General features: G+C 70.3%; 16 protein-coding genes. 11 read left to right on the top strand and 5 right to left on the bottom strand.

What is annotated here, in order from left to right:
• Nucleotides 1–49: 49 nt before the first annotated feature.
• Together ACF1A1_RS03380 and ACF1A1_RS03375 are read right to left on the bottom strand one after the other, a co-directional pair.
• Nucleotides 50–1,267: an alpha/beta hydrolase gene (locus ACF1A1_RS03380; protein WP_391644941.1), complete on the bottom strand. Its 1,218-nt coding sequence runs from the start codon at nucleotides 1,265–1,267 to the stop codon at nucleotides 50–52.
• A gap of 92 nt (nucleotides 1,268–1,359) precedes the next feature.
• Nucleotides 1,360–2,055: a TetR family transcriptional regulator gene (locus ACF1A1_RS03375; RefSeq protein ID WP_391644939.1), complete on the bottom strand. Its 696-nt coding sequence runs from the start codon at nucleotides 2,053–2,055 to the stop codon at nucleotides 1,360–1,362.
• Nucleotides 2,056–2,171: 116 nt separating this feature from the next.
• Between ACF1A1_RS03375 and ACF1A1_RS03370 the strand changes: the two genes are divergently transcribed.
• Nucleotides 2,172–3,791, top strand: coding sequence for an MFS transporter (locus tag ACF1A1_RS03370; RefSeq protein ID WP_391644937.1), 1,620 nt, complete (start codon nucleotides 2,172–2,174; stop codon nucleotides 3,789–3,791).
• A 283-nt stretch (nucleotides 3,792–4,074) separates the two neighbouring features.
• Complete coding sequence (locus ACF1A1_RS03365) at nucleotides 4,075–4,383, top strand: small hydrophobic protein (protein ID WP_391644936.1); 309 nt, start codon at nucleotides 4,075–4,077, stop codon at nucleotides 4,381–4,383.
• A gap of 80 nt (nucleotides 4,384–4,463) precedes the next feature.
• On the opposite strand, the gene ACF1A1_RS03360 is transcribed toward ACF1A1_RS03365, so the two are convergent.
• Entirely contained in the window at nucleotides 4,464–5,201 is a 738-nt protein-coding gene (locus ACF1A1_RS03360; protein ID WP_391644934.1) for a potassium channel family protein, read from the bottom strand.
• Nucleotides 5,202–5,287: 86 nt separating this feature from the next.
• Nucleotides 5,288–8,035: a pyruvate dehydrogenase (acetyl-transferring), homodimeric type gene (aceE, locus tag ACF1A1_RS03355; RefSeq protein ID WP_391644932.1), complete on the bottom strand. Its 2,748-nt coding sequence runs from the start codon at nucleotides 8,033–8,035 to the stop codon at nucleotides 5,288–5,290.
• 419 nt (nucleotides 8,036–8,454) lie between these two features.
• Here aceE and ACF1A1_RS03350 point away from each other — a divergent pair, with 419 nt between their 5' ends.
• The 6 genes from ACF1A1_RS03350 (at nucleotide 8,455) to ACF1A1_RS03325 (ending at nucleotide 12,947) form a co-directional block, all read left to right on the top strand.
• Nucleotides 8,455–8,892 carry a DUF3052 domain-containing protein gene (locus tag ACF1A1_RS03350; RefSeq protein ID WP_365454746.1) on the top strand — a complete coding sequence of 146 codons (438 nt, stop codon included), beginning with the start codon at nucleotides 8,455–8,457 and terminating at the stop codon, nucleotides 8,890–8,892.
• A 171-nt stretch (nucleotides 8,893–9,063) separates the two neighbouring features.
• Nucleotides 9,064–9,522, top strand: coding sequence for a peroxiredoxin (locus ACF1A1_RS03345; RefSeq protein ID WP_391644930.1), 459 nt, complete (start codon nucleotides 9,064–9,066; stop codon nucleotides 9,520–9,522).
• A gap of 140 nt (nucleotides 9,523–9,662) precedes the next feature.
• Nucleotides 9,663–10,238, top strand: coding sequence for a TerD family protein (locus ACF1A1_RS03340; protein ID WP_391644928.1), 576 nt, complete (start codon nucleotides 9,663–9,665; stop codon nucleotides 10,236–10,238).
• Nucleotides 10,239–10,338: 100 nt separating this feature from the next.
• Entirely contained in the window at nucleotides 10,339–10,917 is a 579-nt protein-coding gene (locus tag ACF1A1_RS03335) for a TerD family protein (protein WP_391644926.1), read from the top strand.
• 49 nt (nucleotides 10,918–10,966) lie between these two features.
• On the top strand, nucleotides 10,967–12,112 hold the full coding sequence (locus tag ACF1A1_RS03330; RefSeq protein WP_391644924.1) for a DUF475 domain-containing protein: 1,146 nt from the start codon (nucleotides 10,967–10,969) through the stop codon (nucleotides 12,110–12,112).
• A 97-nt stretch (nucleotides 12,113–12,209) separates the two neighbouring features.
• Nucleotides 12,210–12,947 carry a Tellurium resistance gene (locus ACF1A1_RS03325; protein ID WP_391644922.1) on the top strand — a complete coding sequence of 246 codons (738 nt, stop codon included), beginning with the start codon at nucleotides 12,210–12,212 and terminating at the stop codon, nucleotides 12,945–12,947.
• 34 nt (nucleotides 12,948–12,981) lie between these two features.
• Here ACF1A1_RS03325 and ACF1A1_RS03320 read toward each other — a convergent pair whose 3' ends face one another.
• Nucleotides 12,982–13,743 carry a TerD family protein gene (locus ACF1A1_RS03320; RefSeq protein ID WP_391644920.1) on the bottom strand — a complete coding sequence of 254 codons (762 nt, stop codon included), beginning with the start codon at nucleotides 13,741–13,743 and terminating at the stop codon, nucleotides 12,982–12,984.
• 196 nt (nucleotides 13,744–13,939) lie between these two features.
• Between ACF1A1_RS03320 and ACF1A1_RS03315 the strand changes: the two genes are divergently transcribed.
• From ACF1A1_RS03315 to ACF1A1_RS03305, 3 genes are all read left to right on the top strand, one after another.
• Entirely contained in the window at nucleotides 13,940–15,106 is a 1,167-nt protein-coding gene (locus ACF1A1_RS03315; RefSeq protein ID WP_391644918.1) for an HpcH/HpaI aldolase/citrate lyase family protein, read from the top strand.
• Nucleotides 15,107–15,200: 94 nt separating this feature from the next.
• A complete protein-coding gene (locus ACF1A1_RS03310; protein WP_391644916.1) occupies nucleotides 15,201–17,816 on the top strand; it encodes a phosphoribosyltransferase in 2,616 nt (871 codons plus the stop codon).
• Nucleotides 17,816–18,625, top strand: coding sequence for an HAD family hydrolase (locus ACF1A1_RS03305; RefSeq protein ID WP_391644914.1), 810 nt, complete (start codon nucleotides 17,816–17,818; stop codon nucleotides 18,623–18,625). The genes ACF1A1_RS03310 and ACF1A1_RS03305 overlap by 1 nt, the downstream gene beginning before the upstream one ends.
• Nucleotides 18,626–18,655: the final 30 nt, after the last annotated feature.

Genomic DNA, 18,655 nt, shown 5'->3' with positions numbered 1-18,655 from the left:
GCACACGCTCCTTCGTCCCCTCCTCGCACACGCCGCGGTTCCCGCGCCTCTACGCGCGTCCGCCCGCCGTCGCGTCGGACAGACCGGTCCGGCAGGCGCCGATGCCGTCGGCACACCGCACCGCCAGGTAGGCGCCGGTGCCGATGCCGGCGAAGTTGCGCAGGCTGTCGGTGCCGGGCTCGAAGTAGCCGCCGTGCCCCCTGGCGTCCCGCGCCGACAGCACCCGCGCGCCGAACGCGGCCGACACCGGGTCCGCGCCGTGCCCGAGGCCACCGAGCTCCAGGTAGGGCACGTCCTGCACCCAGTCGTCGGCGTCCCGCATCGCCCACACCCGGGCGGAGGTGCGCAGCTGCGCGGCACTCTCCACCCGCATGCCGGGGCTTCCGGCGACGGCTATGTCCGTCACCCGCAGCGGCAGCGCGTGCGCGGCGACCCCGCACACCACCGAGCCGTAGCTGTGGCAGAACAGGGAGACGGGCGCGCCGCCGGGCAGGGCGCGCAGCAGCGCGGTGAGCCGTACGGCGCCGTACTCGGCGCGCATCGCGGTGGCCGAGTCGATGCCGAGGCCGGCCGGGGAGGTGTAGTCGGCCCAGGCGATCACGGCCGTCCTCGTCGAGGGGCTCACCTCGTGCTCGGCCGCGTACAGGGCCTCGGCCATGCCGACGGGGGCGGAGTACTTGCGCTGGGTGCGCTGGAAGGTGAGCAGCGCGGTGTCGACACCGGGGACGACGACGGAGATCCGCTCGGCCCGGCCGAGGTCGCCGAAGACCTCGGCGGCACGGCCGGAGCCCTCCGGGTCGAAGGCGAGGATCTGCCGCTGGGCGCTGCTCATGGCCTCGAAGCGCTGCATGCGCCGGCCGGCCTCGTGCTGTCCGGCGGGCGAGAGCCGGCGGTCGCGCATGCGGGTGCGTTCGATCGTCGCCTGCTCGCGGAGCGCGATGCGGTTGGCGCGGTAGCGCAGCTCGACGGGGGCGCCGTTCATGTTGCCGACCGCGAGCGGGTAGCGATCGGCGAGCTCGGTGCGCTGCGGTGCGGACAGCGAGGCGAAGAACCGGGCGAGCCGGGCGGGCGCCGTCTGCGGGTCCGGCAGCCGGTGTCCACCGATCCGGCCGTCCTTCCAGGCCGAGAGCGAGGCGCGCAGCGGGCTGCTTCCCCGGTCCTGGCGTACGGCGGTCCACCCGGTGGTCGCCAGCATCACGAACACCACGGCCAACGCGAGCAGCGCGCGCCACGCGTTCAGTTGCGGGGAGGTGTCGAAGGAAGTCACTGGGAGGACACACTAGGAGAACGGGAAGGTCTCAAGTGGCCTGAGTGACAGGGATCACGTTTCGATAACCGTGGTGATGGTCATAGGACTCCTTACGGCCCAGTCCCCGGACCCTCGGTCGAGCGCCAGCTGCCCAGCAGGGCCGGCCCCACCTGGTCGAGATACCGGGACGTCAGCGCGTGGATGCCCGCCACGCTGAAGTCCTGGCCCAGGCTCCACTGCCGTTCCGTCACCCGCATCACCCCGCCGAAGACGGCCACCGCCACCCGCGGCCGGGGGTCGGCGTCCACGTCGAGCCCCTCGCGCTCCGCGAGCACCCGCGCGACCTCCTCCTCGGTCTCCACCGAGCGCCGCAGATGGGCGGCGAGCAGGACCGGGGTCGACTCGATCACCCGGTACATGCGCAGATGCACGTCGATCGGCACCACGGACTCGACGACCTGGTTGATCGAGTACCAGCCCTCCAGGACGGCCTGGCGCAGCGCCTCCATCGGCGCCTCGTGGGGCGGGCGGGCCCGCACCGCCTCGACGAACCGCTCCACCGTCATCTCCACCAGGGCGAGCGCGGCCTCCTCCTTGCCGGCGAAGTAGCGGAAGAAGGTGCGCTGCGAGACGTCGACGGCCTCGGCGATCTCGTCGACGGTGGTCTCCTCGTACCCCTGCGAGGTGAACAGTTCCAGGGCGGCCCGCAGCAACGCGTCATGGGTGCGCCGCTTCTTCCGTTCGCGCAGACCCGTCCTCGGGCCCGTCGTCCGCAGGCCCGGCGTCCCTGGCGTCTTCGTCTCCATGGACACCCTCATTCCTGCCGTTTCGCCCAGCTCGTGCCGAGCGGCGAATGACGTGACAGTTACCGACTAGTGAATTGGTTTGTCAACTGTCAGTGGCTGTCACTAGCCTCGAACGCATGACTAGTCAGACCACCATCGACACGACGGGGCCGGGGGGCAAGCCGCCGCTCACTCCGCCGGACCAGCCGCCGGCCAAGGGGCTGCGCGGCCACCCGTGGTTCACGCTCATCACTGTCGCCGTCGGGGTCATGATGGTGGCCCTCGACGGCACCATCGTGGCCATCGCCAACCCGGCGATCGCCAGCGACCTGGGCGCCACCTTCGCCGAGGTGCAGTGGATCACCAACGCGTACTTCCTCGCCCTCGCGGTCTCCCTGATCACCGCGGGCAAGCTCGGTGACCGCTTCGGCCACCGCCAGACCTTCCTGATAGGCGTCGTCGGCTTCGCCGCCGCCTCCGGCGCGATCGGTCTGTCCGACAGCATCGCGCTGGTCGTCACCTTCCGTGTCTTCCAGGGCCTCTTCGGCGCGCTGCTGATGCCGGCCGCGCTCGGCCTGCTGCGCGCGACCTTCCCGGCCGAGAAGCTGAACATGGCCATCGGCATCTGGGGCATGGTCATCGGCGCCTCCACCGCCGGCGGCCCGATCCTCGGCGGAGTCCTCGTCGAGCACGTCAACTGGCAGTCGGTGTTCTTCATCAACGTGCCGGTCGGCGCCGTCGCCCTCGTCCTGGGCGTCCTGATCCTGCTCGACCACCGCGCCGAGAACGCCCCGCGCTCCTTCGACCTGCTCGGCATCGCTCTGCTGTCGGCGGCGATGTTCTGCCTGGTCTGGGCCCTCATCAAGGCCCCGGAGTGGGGCTGGGGCGACGGCAAGACGTGGGCGTTCCTGCTCGTCTCCGTCGTGGGCTTCGCCCTCTTCGCCGTCTGGGAGACGAAGGTCAAGGAACCCCTGATCCCCCTGGCGCTGTTCCGCTCCGTCCCGCTGTCCGCGGGTGTCGTGCTGATGGTGCTGATGGCCATCGCCTTCATGGGCGGCCTGTTCTTCGTGACGTTCTACCTCCAGAACGTGCACGGCATGAGCCCGATCGACGCCGGTCTGCACCTGCTCCCGCTCACCGGCATGATGATCGTCGGGTCCCCGCTGGCCGGCGCGATGATCACCAAGCTGGGACCGCGCATCCCGCTGGCCGGCGGTATGGCGGCCACCGCGATCGCCATGTACGGCATGTCCACGCTGGAGACGGACACCGGCAGCGGCATCATGTCCGTCTGGTTCGCCCTCCTCGGCCTCGGCCTCGCCCCGGTCATGGTCGGCGCCACCGAGGTCATCGTCGGCAACGCCCCCATGGAGCTCTCCGGTGTGGCCGGCGGTCTCCAGCAGGCCGCGATGCAGATCGGCGGCAGCCTCGGTACGGCCGTCCTGGGCGCCGTGATGGCCTCCAAGGTGGACAGCGACCTGCCCGTCAACTGGAAGGACGCGGGCCTGCCCGAGCTCACCCCCACCCAGCTGGACCAGGCCGCCGAGGCCGTCCAGGTCGGCGTGGCGCCGGTGGCGAAGGGCACCCCGGAGCCGGTCGCCGCGCAGATCACGGACGTCGCCCACGACACGTTCATCTCCGGCATGAGCCTCGCGTCGCTGGTCGCGGCCGGTGTGGCGGTCGTGGCCGTCTTCGTCGCCCTGCTCACCAAGCGCGGGGAGAACGCGGAGACGGGCGCGGGGGTCGGTCACATCTGAGGGGCCCGCAGAGCCTGGTGGAGCCGGTCGGAATCTGACGAGATTTCAACCGGGTTCCCCTATCAGGGTGACAACGCTAAAGGTCCCTCGCCTCCGGCACGCGCCACAGGTCACAGTGGGTCAAGTCCTCCGGATGGGAGGACGGCCAGGGCTGCGGCGCGCTGCCGGAGGGGGACAGCGCGCCGACGGCCCGGGCCGGTCGCAGGCATAACCGCCGCACGTGGGGTACCCGGAACACCGAACCCCGAGTCACCTTCAACTAACCCCGGGGTTCAGGGAGTTGATGATGGCGGGCTTCGGACACGGAACGCGCAGGTACCCCCGCTCACGTGGCCGGATGGGGTCACGGACCGGGCCGGATCGCGCGACGCTCGGAATCATCGGAGTCATCTGCGCGATCGCCGGGTTCTTCGTGCTGGGGATCATCCTCGGCCCGGTGGCGATCGTCTGCGGCTGGCTCGCCATGGGCCGCACCTGGGCGGGCGACCGCCCGGTCCCGGCCCTGGTCGCCTTCGTGCTGGGCGCCATCGACACGCTGCTGGCGCTCATCTGGCTGACGGGGACGGCCGGCCCCGGCAACGGCTTGCTGTAAGCCGTCGATCCGCGGGCAGGCGTGCCGCTGGGGTGCGCGACACACACCCCCAGCGGCACCCCCGATCACTTCTGGGCCGATCACTTCTCGGCGGGGTGTCGCCGCAGCGCCGCCACCTCGGCACGCAGCGCCCGCACCTCCTCGGTCAGCGCCAGGATCGCCTCCGTCTGCTGCCGCTCCTCCGCGTCGTCCTTCTCGAACCGCTCGATGAACCAGGCGGCGATGTTCGCGGTCACGACACCCAGCAACGCGATCCCGGAGAGCATCAGCCCCACCGCGATCACCCGCCCCAGGCCGGTCGTCGGCGCGTGGTCCCCGTACCCCACGGTGGTCATCGTCGTGAAGGACCACCACAGGGCGTCACCCAGCGTGCGGATGTTCCCGTCCGGCGAGTCCCGCTCCACCGACAGCACGGCGAGCGACCCGAACACCAGCAGACCGAGGACCGCCCCCGCGACGTACGTCGTCACCTGGATCTGCGAGGCCATCCGCGCCCGCTGCCCCACGAGCAGCAGCGTCGACACGAGCCGCAGCAGCTTGAGCGGCTGGACCAGCGGCAGCAGGACCGCGCACAGGTCCAGCCAGTGCGTACGGACGAAGGCCCGCCGGTCCTGCGCCAGAGCCAGGCGCACCCCGTAGTCCACGGCGAACGCCGCCCACACCGTCCACTCGACCGCCACGCACACGGCGGTCAGCGACCGCCCGGCCGACGTGTCCACGATCGGCACGGCGTAGGCGACGGCGAACACCACGGCGAGTGCCAGCAGAGGCCGCTGCGTCCGCTGTTCCCACCGCTCCTGAGCCGTTGGTTCACGCATGCCCGCATCGTAAAGAACCTGTGTACGCCGAAGGGCGGCGAGGCCGAACCCCACCGCCCCTCGAGCGCGGGCCGAGACCCGCGGAACTACGCGTCGCCGCCCGCCGCCCCGGGGTCGGCCGCCGCGACGTCCAGCAGCCGGTACCGGTCGACGGCCTGCTTCAGCGCGGACCGGTCGACCTTGCCCTCCTTCGCCAGCTCGGTCAGCACCGCCACGACCACCGACTGCGCGTCGATGTGGAAGTACCGCCGCGCCGCCCCGCGGGTGTCCGCGAAGCCGAATCCGTCCGCGCCCAGCGACTGGTACGTCCCCGGCACCCAGCGCGCGATCTGGTCCGGCACCGACCGCATCCAGTCCGAGACGGCCACGAACGGCCCCTCTGCCCCGGCGAGCTTGCGCGTCACGTACGGCACCCGCTGCTCCTCCTCCGGGTGCAGCAGGTTGTGCTCCTCGCACTCCACGGCCTCGCGCCGCAGCTCGTTCCAGGAGGTCGCCGACCAGACGTCGGCGCGCACGTTCCACTCCTCGGCGAGGATCTTCTGCGCCTCCACCGCCCACGGCACCGCGACGCCCGAGGCGATGATCTGCGCCGGGATGGAGCCCGACGTGCCCTCGCTGAAGCGGTGGACGCCCTTGAGGATGCCCTCGACGTCCACGTTCTCCGGCTCCGCCGGGTGCTGGATGGGCTCGTTGTAGACCGTGAGGTAGTAGAAGACGTCCTCACCCGGCCTGCCGTCGGCGGTCTCGCCGTACATCCTCCGCAGACCGTCCTGCACGATGTGCGCGATCTCGAAGCCGAACGCCGGGTCGTAGGCGACACAGCCCGGGTTCGTGGAGGCGAGCAGCTGCGAGTGGCCGTCCGCGTGCTGGAGGCCCTCACCGGTCAGCGTCGTACGGCCGGCCGTCGCACCCAGCACGAAACCCCGCGCCAGCTGGTCGGCCATCTGCCAGAACTGGTCACCCGTGCGCTGGAAACCGAACATCGAGTAGAAGACGTACACCGGGATGAGCGGCTCGCCGTGCGTGGCGTACGCCGAGCCGGCCGCGATCAGCGAGGCGGAGCAGCCGGCCTCGGAGATGCCGTCGTGCAGCATCTGCCCGGTCGGCGACTCCTTGTACGCGAGCAGCAGCTCACGGTCGACCGACTCGTACTGCTGGCCCAGCGGGTTGTAGATCTTCGCGCTCGGGAAGAACGAGTCCATGCCGAACGTGCGGTACTCGTCCGGTGCGATCAGCACGAACCGCTTGCCGAGTTCCTTGTCCCGCATGAGGTCCTTGAGCAGCCGCACGAACGCCATGGTCGTGGCGATCGACTGCTGGCCGGAGCCCTTCTTCACGCTCGCGTACGTCTTGTCGTCGGGCAGCGGCAGCGGTTTGGCGCGCACGACCCGGGTCGGCACGTAGCCGCCGAGCCCCTTGCGCCGGTCGTGCATGTACTGGATCTCCTCCGAGTCCCGGCCCGGGTGGTAGTACGGCGGCAGGCCGGACTCCAGCTCCTTGTCGGAGATCGGCAGGTGCAGCCGGTCGCGGAAGTGCTTGAGGTCGGCGACCGTCAGCTTCTTCATCTGGTGCGTGGCGTTGCGGCCCTCGAAGTTGGGGCCCAGCGTCCAGCCCTTGATGGTCTTGGCGAGGATGACCGTCGGCTGGCCCTTGTGCTCCACGGCCGCCTTGAACGCGGCGTAGATCTTGCGGTGGTCGTGACCGCCGCGGCCCAGGTGCAGGATCTGGTCGTCGGTCATGTTCTCGACCATCGCGCGCAGCCGCTGGTCGTCGCCGAAGAAGTGCTCGCGGATGTAGGCACCGGACTCGGTGGCGTACGTCTGGAACTGGCCGTCCGGGGTGGTGTTCATCTTGTTGACGAGGATGCCGTCCCGGTCCTGCGCGAGCAGCGGGTCCCAGGTGCGGTCCCAGATCAGCTTGATCACGTTCCAGCCGGCGCCCCGGAACACCGACTCCAGCTCCTGGATGACCTTGCCGTTGCCGCGCACCGGGCCGTCGAGGCGCTGGAGGTTGCAGTTGACGACGAAGGTCAGGTTGTCCAGGCCCTCGCGCGCGGCGATGGTCAGCTGGCCGAGCGACTCCGGCTCGTCCATCTCGCCGTCCCCGAGGAACGCCCACACGTGCGACTTCGAGGTGTCGGCGATCCCGCGCGCGTGCATGTAGCGGTTCATCCGCGCCTGGTAGATCGCGCCGATCGGGCCGAGGCCCATCGACACGGTCGGGAACTCCCAGAAGTCCGGCATCAGCCGCGGGTGCGGGTAGCTGGACAGGCCGTGGGGCGCCTTCGACTTCTCCTGGCGGAACGCGTCGAGGTTCTGCTCGCCGAGCCGGTCGAGCAGGAACGCGCGCGCGTAGATGCCCGGGGAGGCGTGGCCCTGGAAGAAGACCTGGTCGCCGCCGTCGCCCTCGTCCTTGCCGCGGAAGAAGTGGTTGAAGCCCACGTCGTAGAGCGACGCGGAGGAGGCGAAGGTGGCGATGTGGCCGCCGACGCCGATGCCCGGCCGCTGGGCGCGCGAGACCATCACGGCCGCGTTCCAGCGGGTCGCGTTCAGGATCTTCCGCTCGATCTCCTCGTTGCCGGGGAAGAACGGCTCGCTCTTGGTGGGGATGGTGTTGACGTAGTCCGTGCTGCGCATCTCGGGCACGGCCACGCGCTTCTCGCGGGCCCGCTCGATCAGGCGCAACATGAGATAGCGGGCCCGCTCGCGGCCGCGCTCGTCGATGGCGGCGTCGAGGGAGTCGAGCCACTCCTGGGTTTCCTCGGGATCGAAGTCAGGAACCTGACTCGGAAGGCCGCCAATGATGATCGGGTTGCGATCGGATCCGGAAGCCACGCTGTTCCTTACCTGTCAGAGGGCTGTGTGGGGCTGGGTGTGGGACTGTGTCTCGCTGGGTGTTCCGCTCGGTGTTCCGCTGGGTGTCGCGCTGCGTTCTCCGTCTGCCTGCACCGATCCCCATCGTGTACCTCGGACGCGCAAACGTCATCTCTACCGAGAGGTAACCGGTATCTGTTCGAAACTCGTACCCGTACACGGTTCCCAAATACACAAACCGGGCAGATGGGTGTGGTGCACGTCACCTATGACCCGGATTGTGCGCCAGGAGTTGCGTCGACACGGCCAGGATCGTCACCGTTTCGGCGGTCTGAAACGCCGGGTACTTGCGCGATCCGTCCCGCCCGTGTGGACTACGGCCAATGCTTCGCGCACGCGCGTGGCTGAGTTATTCCCGAAACATGATCAGGAGGCAACCCGTGAGCGCGACCGCGGACCACGCGGAGGAGCGGACTAGCCCTGCCGTCAGGCTGGGGTTCCAGCCCGAGCAGGTGGTCCAGGAGATCGGCTACGACGACGACGTCGACCAGGAGCTCCGCGAGTCCATCGAGGAAGTCATCGGCAGCGACCTGGTGGACGAGGACTACGACGACGTGGCCGACGCCGTGGTGCTGTGGTTCCGCGACGAGGACGGTGACCTGACGGATGCGCTGGTGGACGCCACCACGTACATCGAAGAAGGCGGCTCGATCCTCCTCCTCACGCCCAAGACCGGCCGTGCGGGGTACGTGGAGCCGAGTGACATCTCTGAAGCCGCGACGACGGCGGGTCTGTCGGCCAGCAAGAGCGTCAGCGTGGGCAAGGACTGGAGCGGCAGCCGGCTGGTGACGCCCAAGGCCGCCAAGTCCAAGAAGTGACCCCGTCGGGGTAGAACCCCGGTCTCATCACCGCGGACGGGCCGATCGGTCGGCCCGTCCGCGAGTGCGTCGTGATCGCTGCGTAGGGTGTTCCCCGGCGTTCCCGGGCGGTGTTCTCACCCGAACGTCGTAACGGCCCCAGCGAAGCCCCAGCGAAAGGGTTCCACGACGATGGCGATCCAGGTCGGCGACAAGGCCCCCGACTTCGAGCTCAAGGACAACCACGGCGCCACCGTGAAGCTGTCCGACTTCCGCGGCGGCAAGAACGTCGTCCTGCTCTTCTACCCCTTCGCCTTCACCGGTGTGTGCACCGGCGAGCTGTGCGAGGTGCGGGACAATCTGCCGAAGTTCTCCGACCGCGACACCCAGGTGCTCGCCGTCTCCAACGACTCCATCCACACCCTGCGCGTCTTCGCCGAGCAGGAGGGCCTGGAGTACCCGCTGCTGAGCGACTTCTGGCCGCACGGCGAGGTCTCCCGCGCCTACGGCGTCTTCGCCGAGGACAAGGGCTGCGCGGTGCGCGGCACCTTCGTCATCGACAAGGAGGGCGTCGTGCGCTGGACCGTCGTCAACGCGCTGCCCGACGCGCGTGACCTCAACGAGTACGTCTCGGCACTCGACACCCTCTGACCCCGAGCCGGCCCCGACACCCTGTGATTCTTCGGCTCCAGGGCCTGCGTGGGGCGGGAACCCGTCACTAGGATCGACTCGTTGATCCGATATCCAACGCACGACGGGGCTCCCCGCCCCTGGACACCAATGGAGGACTCGTGGGAGTCAGCCTCAGCAAGGGCGGCAACGTTTCGCTGACCAAGGAGGCCCCGGGCCTGACCGCGGTCATCGTCGGTCTGGGGTGGGACGTGCGCACCACGACCGGCACCGACTTCGACCTGGACGCGAGCGCACTGCTGCTGAACAACTCGGGCAAGGTCGCGAGCGACGCGAACTTCGTCTTCTTCAACAACCTCAAGAGCGCCGACGGCTCGGTGGAGCACACCGGTGACAACCTCACCGGTGAGGGCGAGGGCGACGACGAACAGATCAAGGTGAACCTGGCGGGCGTCCCGGCGGACGTCGAGAAGATCGTCTTCCCGGTGTCGATCTACGACGCCGAGAACCGCCAGCAGTCCTTCGGCCAGGTGCGCAACGCGTTCATCCGCGTCGTCAACCAGGCCGGCGGCACCGAGATCGCCCGGTACGACCTCAGCGAGGACGCCTCGACGGAGACCGCCATGGTCTTCGGCGAGCTGTACCGGCACGGCGCGGAGTGGAAGTTCCGCGCCATCGGTCAGGGGTACGCCTCGGGCCTGCGCGGCATCGCGCAGGACTTCGGCGTCAACGTCTGATCCGAGCCGACCCGCTCACCGTCCGGCGCCGCACCGTTTACGGGCGGCGCCGGACGCGCAGGACAACCGAAGAAGCAAGACCTAGGGGAGGACCAGCATCATGGGCGTCACGCTCGCCAAGGGAGGAAACGTCTCCCTGTCCAAGGTCGCGCCGAACCTCACTCAGGTGATGGTCGGCCTCGGCTGGGACGCGCGCTCCACCACCGGAGCCCCCTTCGACCTCGACGCCAGCGCGCTGCTGTGCGGCGCCGGCAACCGGGTCCTGGGCGACGAGTGGTTCGTCTTCTACAACCAGCTCAAGAGCCCGGACGGCTCCGTGGAGCACACCGGCGACAACCTCACCGGCGAGGGGGACGGCGACGACGAGTCGCTCCTGGTCGATCTCTCCGCGGTCCCGGCCCACTGCGACAAGATCGTCTTCCCGGTCTCGATCCACCTGGCCGACGAGCGCGGCCAGACCTTCGGCCAGGTCAGCAACGCCTTCATCCGCGTCGTCAACCAGGCCGACGGCCAGGAACTCGCGCGTTACGACCTGAGCGAGGACGCCTCCACCGAAACGGCCATGATCTTCGGCGAGCTCTATCGCTACCAGGGCGAATGGAAGTTCCGAGCGGTCGGACAGGGGTACGCGTCGGGCTTGCGGGGCATCGCTCTAGACTTCGGAGTCAACGTTTCGTAAAGCCGAGTACGGCGCGGGGGAGACCCGTACATACAGGATTGGGTAGCCAGTGGTTCTGAAAACCTTCGGCTGGTCGTTCGCGGTCACCGCGCTCGGCCTCGTCGCGGCGGTTCTCTACGGGGGGTGGACCGCTTTCGGTATCGTGGCGATCCTCTCCATCCTCGAGATCTCGCTGTCCTTCGACAACGCAGTGGTCAACGCCGGAATCCTGAAGAAGATGAGTGCCTTCTGGCAGAAGATCTTCCTCACGATCGGCATTCTCATCGCCGTCTTCGGCATGCGACTGGTCTTTCCCGTCGTCATCGTCGCGGTCAGCGCCTCGATGGGCCCGATCGAGGCCGTCGATCTCGCCCTCACCGACAAGGACCGCTACCAGCAACTGGTCACGGACGCCCACCCGTCGATCGCCGCGTTCGGTGGCATGTTCCTGTTGATGATCTTCCTCGACTTCATCTTCGAGGACCGGGACATCAAGTGGCTGGGCTGGCTGGAGCGGCCCCTGGCCAAGCTCGGCAAGATCGACATGCTGTCGGTCTGCATCGCGCTGATCGTCCTGATGATCTCCGCCATGACCTTCGGGGCCCATGCCCACCAGCACGGCGGCACGCACGCCGACAAGGCCGAGACGGTCCTCCTCTCCGGTGTCGCCGGTCTCATCACCTACATGATCGTGGGCGGCCTCTCGGGCTTCTTCGAGGACAAGCTCGAAGAGGAGGAGGAGCGCGAACACGAGGCGGAGGAGGAGGCCGTGCGGGCCGGCAAGCCCCGCTCGGCGGTCGTCCTGGCCGGCAAGGCCGCGTTCTTCATGTTCCTCTACCTGGAGGTCCTGGACGCGTCCTTCTCCTTCGACGGTGTGATCGGCGCCTTCGCCATCACCAACGACATCGTGCTGATGGCCCTCGGCCTCGGCATCGGCGCCATGTACGTCCGGTCGCTCACCGTCTACCTGGTGCGCCAGGGGACCCTGGACGACTACGTCTACCTGGAGCACGGCGCCCACTACGCCATCGGTGCCCTCGCCATGATCCTCCTGGTCACCATCCAGTACGAGATCAACGAGATCATCACCGGCATGATCGGCGTCGTCCTGATCGGCTGGTCCTTCTGGTCCTCGGTGCGCCGCAACCGCGCCCTGGCGGCCGCCGAGGGGAAAGCGGACTCGGACGACAAGAGTGAGGTCTCGTCCGGGGTGTGATCAGCTTTCCGATGAGGAACGCTCTGTGCGGGGCGGCCGTCGAGGACGTGTCCTCGGGCCGCCCCGCCGGTCTTTGTCAGCGCAACTGGGGGCGGGAATGGGCTTTTTCGACGGACTCCGGCCCGGTCGGGCCGCCGACTTCGACTCGGGCAACGCGGCGACCAACGCGATCGAGCTGACCAAACGGCACAGCCAGGTCTCCCTCACCAAGCAGGACGCCGCCACCGGGCACCTGCGCGTCAACCTGGCCTGGCGGATGCGCACGTCCGACATCGGCGGCGCCCACCGGGAGAGCCTGCTGCGCCACCCCTTCAAGGCGCTGCGCCCGCCGGAGGTCATGGGACACAGCCAGAGCATGGTCAACGTCGACCTCGACCTCGGCTGCCTGTACGAGCTGGCCGACGGCACGAAGGGCGTCGTACAGCCGCTGGGCGGACTGCTCGGCGACGTCAACGCACCGCCGTACGTGAAGCTCAGCGGGGACGACCGGTTCGGGTCGGGGTCCGGGGAGACGATGTACGTCAACCTCGACCACCGGGAGGCCATCAAGCGGCTGCTGGTGTTCGTCTACATCTACGACCAGACGCCTGCGTTCGACCGTACGCACGCGATCGTCACGCTGTACCCGAGCAACGGGCCGCGGATCGAGATAGGTCTCGACGAGCGGCATCCGCAGGCCCGGTCGTGCGCGGTGGTGATGATCGAGAACGTGAAGGGGGAGATGGTGGTGCGGCGCGAGGTGAAGTTCGTGTACGGGTTCCAGGCGGAGCTGGACCGGCTGTACGGGTGGGGGCTGCAGTGGGGACGCGGTTACAAGACGAAGGCGCAGAAGTAGCGCCCGCCCGCTTCCCGCGCCCCGGTGACCCGTTCTAGCGCCCGATGAACTGCGGCCCCTGCGGCGGCATGCGGAACTCCTGGGCGGGCGCCCCTGTGGGCTGGGGCGCGTCCGGGTAGCCGTAGCCGTACGTCGGGAGGTTCGCCGGGTAGCCGTAGGACGCGGGGGGCTGCGGGGGGACCGCCGTGGTCGGCTGCTCCGGGGGGAGGGGCTGGGAGAGGCTGGGCGTGGGGTCGGGGGTCCGGGCCTCCTCCGACTCGTCCACCGAGATGCCGAAGTCGGTCGCCAGGCCCTTGAGGCCGTTGGAGTAGCCCTCGCCGAGGGCGCGGAACTTCCAGCCCTCCCCGCGGCGGTACAGCTCGCCGCAGATCAGCGCCGTCTCCTCACCCGTCTCCGGGCGGATGTCGAAGGTGGCCAGGGGCTCACCGTCGGCGACCGCCGCGTCGTACAGCAGGATGCTGAGGGAACGTACGCGGTCGAAGGCGACGCCGTCCGCCGAAGCGACCAGGAGAATCTGGCTGACGCCGGACTCGACACCGGCCAGATCTGTCTGGATCGTATCGGTGAGGCCCTCGGCGCCCCGTTTCTTGCCGAGCCGCCAGACCTTCCCGGAGGGATGCCGGGGCTGGTTGTAGAAGACGAAGTCCTCGTCGGAGCGCACACGACCGTCGGGGCCGAGGAGCAGCGCGGAGGCGTCGACGTCCGGGACCCCCTGCCCGGGTGTCCAGCGCAGCACGGCGCGCACCGTGGTGGCCTTCAGCGGGACGTTCGACCCCTTCAGCATCGCGTGCGTCATGCGGCCATCCTGCCCTCTCGGTTCTGCTCACGACAACGCGGGGTACACGGGGTACCGGGTGGCCAACCCCGCTGTGCCGCCCCGCGTTACCTGAAGTTCATGACCGGTGGGAACCCCGGACACGGGTCTCTACGTACTATTACCGGCCACCTCTTGCCGAAATCCACAGCCCTACCTCGCTCCACGGGGGAGTTTCATGCGTCATTTCGGGCACCTCGCCCCTGAGGTGCGGGAGCGCCTCTTCCACCGGGAGCCGTGCGTGTTCGACGCCGACTCCCCGGCCCGTCTGCTCTCCGCGGCCCTGGGGGCCACGCTCTACAGCCCGGCCACCCGGTCCCGGCTGGCCGACGACATCCTCAAGCAGGCCGGACGCGGCGTGGTGTCCATGGTGCTGTGCCTGGAGGACTCGATAGGTGACGAGGACGTCGCGGAGGGCGAGGAGAACCTCGTCCGGCAGTTCACCGACCTCGCGGGGCGCACGGGCGCGGAGCCGCCGCTGCTCTTCATCCGGGTCCGCGCGCCCGAGCAGATCCCCGACCTGGTCCGGCGTCTGGGCCCTGCCGTGCGGCTGCTGAGCGGGTTCGTGTTCCCGAAGTTCACCGAGGAGAGCGGCATCCCGTTCCTGGAGGCGCTGGCGGGTGCCGAGGTGGCGAGCGGGCGGCGGCTGTTCGGCATGCCCGTGCTGGAGACGCCCGAGCTGATGTACCGGGAGTCGCGGGTCGACGCCCTGGAGGGCATCGCCCGCTCGGTCGAGAAGTACCGCAGCCGGGTCCTCGCGCTGCGCCTCGGGGTGACCGACTTCTGCTCCTCCTACGGCCTGCGCCGGGCCCCCGACATGACCGCCTACGACGTGCAGATCGTCGCCTCCGTGATCGCCGACGTGGTGAACATGCTGGGGCGGGCCGACGGCAGCGGGTTCACGGTGACCGGGCCGGTGTGGGAGTACTTCCGGGTTCCGGAGCGCATGTTCAAGCCCATGCTGCGGCACAGCCCCTTCCTGGAGGGACAGGCCGTCGAGCTGCGTGAGAAGCTGATCGAGCACGCGATGGACGGGCTGCTGCGCGAGATCTCCCTCGACCACGCGAACGGCCTGCTCGGCAAGACCTGCATCCATCCCTCGCACGTGCCGGCGGTGCACGCGCTGTCCGTCGTCAGTCACGAGGAGTACAGCGACGCGGCGGACATCCTGCGGCCGGAGCGCGGCGGCGGGGGAGTGCTGAGGTCGGCGTACACGAACAAGATGAACGAGGTGAAGCCGCACCGCGCCTGGGCCGAGCGGACCATGCTGCGGGCGGAGGTCTTCGGCGTCGCACGGGAGGACATCAGCTTCGTCGATCTGCTCGCCGCGGGCCTGCCCGCCTGATCACCTCACCACACAGGGCTTCACGACACAGGGCTTCACGACACAGGGCCTCACGACACAAGGCACCGCACAGGGCCTCACGACATAGGGACGCATGAACAACGCAGTGAACAACGGGGTCTGGTCAGGGAGCTGGGTCGCCGAGCGGCTCGGGGTCCAGCTCGCGGGCGACGACGAGCTGACGGACCTGCTGGGGCTGGCGCTGCGCCGCAACCCCAAGCGGGCGCACCTGCTCGTCTCCAACGTGCTGGGCAAGCACGTCCCGCAGTCGCCGTCCGTGGTGTACGGCTACGGTTTCGCCCTGGGCCGCCGGGTGCGCGACCTGCTGGGCGAGGAGGCCGGGACGGCGGTCGTCCTCGGGTACGCGGAGACCGCCACCGGGCTCGGCCACTCCGTCGCCGACGGCGTCGGATCGGCCCCCTACCTGCACTCCACCCGCCGCCCGGTCCCCGGCGTCGCCCAGGCCGGCGGCTTCGAGGAGTCCCACTCGCACGCCACGTCCCATCTGCTGCTGCCGGAGGACCCGGCGCTGCTGGTCGGCGACGGCCCGCTGGTCCTGGTCGACGACGAGTTCTCCACCGGCAACACGGTCCTGAACACCATCCGCGACCTCCACGAGCGCTACCCCCGGCGCCGGTACGTCGTGGTCGCCCTGGTCGACATGCGCTCCTCGGCCGACGCGGGCCGCCTGGAGGAGTTCGCCCGCGAGATCGGCGCCCGAGTGGACCTGGTGGCGGCCGCCTCGGGCACGGTGCTCCTGCCGGAGGGCGTCCTGGAGAAGGGCCAGGAACTGGTCGCGCGCCACGAGTCGCCCACGACCGGCGCCTCCGGGGGCGCGGCACCCGGGGACTCCGGGGCGCCTTCCGCGTCCGGTGACACCGCGGGCGCCGGGCCGGCCGCGGCACGGGGCGCCGAGGTCGCCCCGGCCGACGGCGGCCGAACGCCTGACGGGACCGCGGAGGCCCTCCCCGCCGCCGGGGCGGCGCAGGCCGCGCCGTCCGCGGCGGCCGGCCGGGTGGTCCGCGTCGACCCCTGCTGGCCCCACGGGCTGCCCGACGGCGGCCGGCACGGGTTCACGCCCCGTCACCGGGCCCGGCTGGAGGCGGCCCTGCCCGCGATGGCCGCCCGGCTCGCCGAGGCGATACCCGAGGGCGCCCACCGCGTGCTCGTGCTCGGCTTCGAGGAGCTGATGTACGCGCCGCTGCGGCTGGCGCGCGAGCTGGAGCAGGTCGTGGCGGCCGAGGTGCGCTACTCCACCACCACCCGCTCGCCCGTCCTCGCGGTCGACGACCCCGGCTACGCGATACGCAGCCGCATCGTCTTCCCCGCGCACGACGACCCGGCCGACGGCCCCGGCGAGCGCTATGCCTACAACGTCGCGGGCGGAGGCTTCGACGCCGTCGTCGCCGTCGTGGACTCCGTCGCCGACACCGGGGAGCTGCACGCCCCGGGCGGCCTCCTCTCCCAGCTCGCCGCCCACACCCCGCACGTCGTCCTCGTGGTCGTCCCCTCGTACGTCCCCGAGCCCCTGTACGTACCCGAAAGGCCAGCCATGCTGCCCGAGCCCCTCCGTGGTCCCGCCTTCTCCTCGTACGCGCCGGAGGAGGTCGGCTGGCTGCTCCAGGACCTCTCGGAGGTCACGCTGGAGGCGCCGACCGAGGAGCGCGAGGAGGCCATCCAGAGCGGCGGCGCGCACTACGCGGAGTCGCTGCCGGTGGAGTACCAGCCCAGCGAGCAGTACCAGGAGCTGTTCCACACGGCCCTGGAGATGTCCGCGGCGCGGCTGGCGCAGGCGGTGGGCGTGGTCACGGAGACCGTGATCGCCGAGTGCTCGCCCCGGCCCGTGCTCGTCTCCCTCGCCCGCGCCGGCACCCCGGTCGGCGTGCTGATGCGGCGCTGGGCGCGGTTCCGGCACGGCCTGGACCTGCCGCACTACGCCGTCTCCATCGTGCGCGGCCGCGGCATCGACGCCAACGCGCTGCGCTGGCTGGCCGAGCACCACGACCCGCGGGACGTCGTCTTCGTCGACGGCTGGACCGGCAAGGGCGCCATCAGCCGGGAACTGGCCGTGGCGATCGAGGAGTTCGAGGCGGCGGGCGGCGCGGCCGGCTTCAACCCGGAGATCGCGGTGCTGGCCGACCCGGGCTCCTGTGTGCGCACGTACGGCACCCGGGAGGACTTCCTCATCCCCTCCGCCTGCCTCAACTCCACGGTGTCGGGCCTGATCTCGCGGACGGTGCTGCGCGCCGACCTGGTCGGCCCGAACGACTTCCACGGCGCGAAGTTCTACCGCGAACTCGCCGGGACGGACGTCTCCAACGTCTTCCTGGACGCCGTCGCCGCCCGCTTCCCGGAGGTGGCGGACGCGGTGGACGGCGCGGTCAAGGAGCTGCTGGCGAGCGACCGCACGCCGACCTGGGAAGGCTGGGCGGCGGTGGAACGCATCAGCGAGGAGTACGGCATCCACGACGTGAACCTGGTCAAGCCGGGGGTCGGCGAGACCACCCGGGTGCTGCTGCGCCGGGTCCCCTGGAAGATCCTCGCGCGGGCCGGGGCGGGCGCCGACCTGGACCACGTCCGGCTGCTCGCCGACCAGCGAGGGGTTCCGGTGGAGGAGGTCGCGGAGCTGCCGTACACCTGTGTGGGGCTGATCCACCCGCGCTACACGCGCGGTGCGACGGGTGCCGACGGCAAGGCGGTGGCGGTCTGATGCCGGTCATGGTGGCGAGCGACCTCGACCGTACGCTCATCTACTCCGCGGCGGCCCTCGCGCTGACCATGCCGGACGCGCGGGCGCCCCGGCTGCTGTGCGTGGAGGTGCACGAGAGCCGGCCGCTGTCGTTCATGACGGAGACGGCGGCGCGGCTGCTCACCGAGCTCGGGGACGCGGCGGTGTTCGTGCCGACGACCACCCGGACGCGCAAGCAGTACCAGCGGATCAATCTGCCGGGTCCGGCGCCGACGTACGCGATCTGCGCGAACGGCGGCCATCTGCTGGTCGACGGCGTGTCCGACCCGGACTGGCACGCGTCCGTGACCGCGCGGCTCGCCGACGAGTGCGCGCCGCTCGCGGAGGTGCAGGCCCATCTGGCGGCCTTCGCCGACCCGGTGTGGCTGCGCAAGCAGCGCATCGCGGAGGACCTGTTCGCCTACCTCGTCGTGGAGCGCGAGCTGCTGCCCGAGGAGTGGGTGAAGGAGCTGGCGGTCTGGGCGGAGAACCGCGGCTGGACGGTGTCCCTCCAGGGCCGCAAGATCTACGCCGTGCCGAAGCCGCTGACCAAGAGCGCGGCCGTGCGCGAGGTGGCCCGCCGCACGGGCGCCGAGCTGACGCTGGCGGCGGGCGACTCCCTCCTGGACGCCGACCTGCTGCTGGCGGCGGACGCGGGCTGGCGGCCCGGGCACGGCGAGCTGGCCGACGCCGTGTGGACGGCGCCGCGGATCACGGCCCTGCCCGAGCGGGGTGTCCTGGCCGGGGAGCGGATCCTGCGGGAGTTCCTGAGGGGAGCCCGCGAGAGGTAGCCGTGGGCGGCCGCCGCGGCACCCGTGCCG

The sequence above is a fragment of the Streptomyces sp. NPDC014995 genome, assembly GCF_043080745.1.
In the GTDB taxonomy this organism is placed as follows: Bacteria; Actinomycetota; Actinomycetes; order Streptomycetales; family Streptomycetaceae; genus Streptomyces.
This window is presented reverse-complemented; position numbering and strand designations above follow the sequence as displayed.

Excerpts from the sequence above, each read along its gene's own strand:
- ACF1A1_RS03320 (WP_391644920.1), bottom strand. The coding sequence starts at position 13,743 with ATGACGCACGCGATGCTGAAGGGGTCGAACGTCCCGCTGAAGGCCACC.
- ACF1A1_RS03360 (WP_391644934.1), bottom strand. The coding sequence starts at position 5,201 with ATGCGTGAACCAACGGCTCAGGAGCGGTGGGAACAGCGGACGCAGCGG.
- ACF1A1_RS03305 (WP_391644914.1), top strand. The coding sequence starts at position 17,816 with ATGCCGGTCATGGTGGCGAGCGACCTCGACCGTACGCTCATCTACTCC.
- ACF1A1_RS03315 (WP_391644918.1), top strand. The coding sequence starts at position 13,940 with ATGCGTCATTTCGGGCACCTCGCCCCTGAGGTGCGGGAGCGCCTCTTC.
- ACF1A1_RS03325 (WP_391644922.1), top strand. The coding sequence starts at position 12,210 with ATGGGCTTTTTCGACGGACTCCGGCCCGGTCGGGCCGCCGACTTCGAC.
- ACF1A1_RS03345 (WP_391644930.1), top strand. The coding sequence starts at position 9,064 with ATGGCGATCCAGGTCGGCGACAAGGCCCCCGACTTCGAGCTCAAGGAC.
- ACF1A1_RS03375 (WP_391644939.1), bottom strand. The coding sequence starts at position 2,055 with ATGGAGACGAAGACGCCAGGGACGCCGGGCCTGCGGACGACGGGCCCG.
- ACF1A1_RS03365 (WP_391644936.1), top strand. The coding sequence starts at position 4,075 with ATGATGGCGGGCTTCGGACACGGAACGCGCAGGTACCCCCGCTCACGT.
- ACF1A1_RS03335 (WP_391644926.1), top strand. The coding sequence starts at position 10,339 with ATGGGCGTCACGCTCGCCAAGGGAGGAAACGTCTCCCTGTCCAAGGTC.
- ACF1A1_RS03370 (WP_391644937.1), top strand. The coding sequence starts at position 2,172 with ATGACTAGTCAGACCACCATCGACACGACGGGGCCGGGGGGCAAGCCG.
- ACF1A1_RS03310 (WP_391644916.1), top strand. The coding sequence starts at position 15,201 with ATGAACAACGCAGTGAACAACGGGGTCTGGTCAGGGAGCTGGGTCGCC.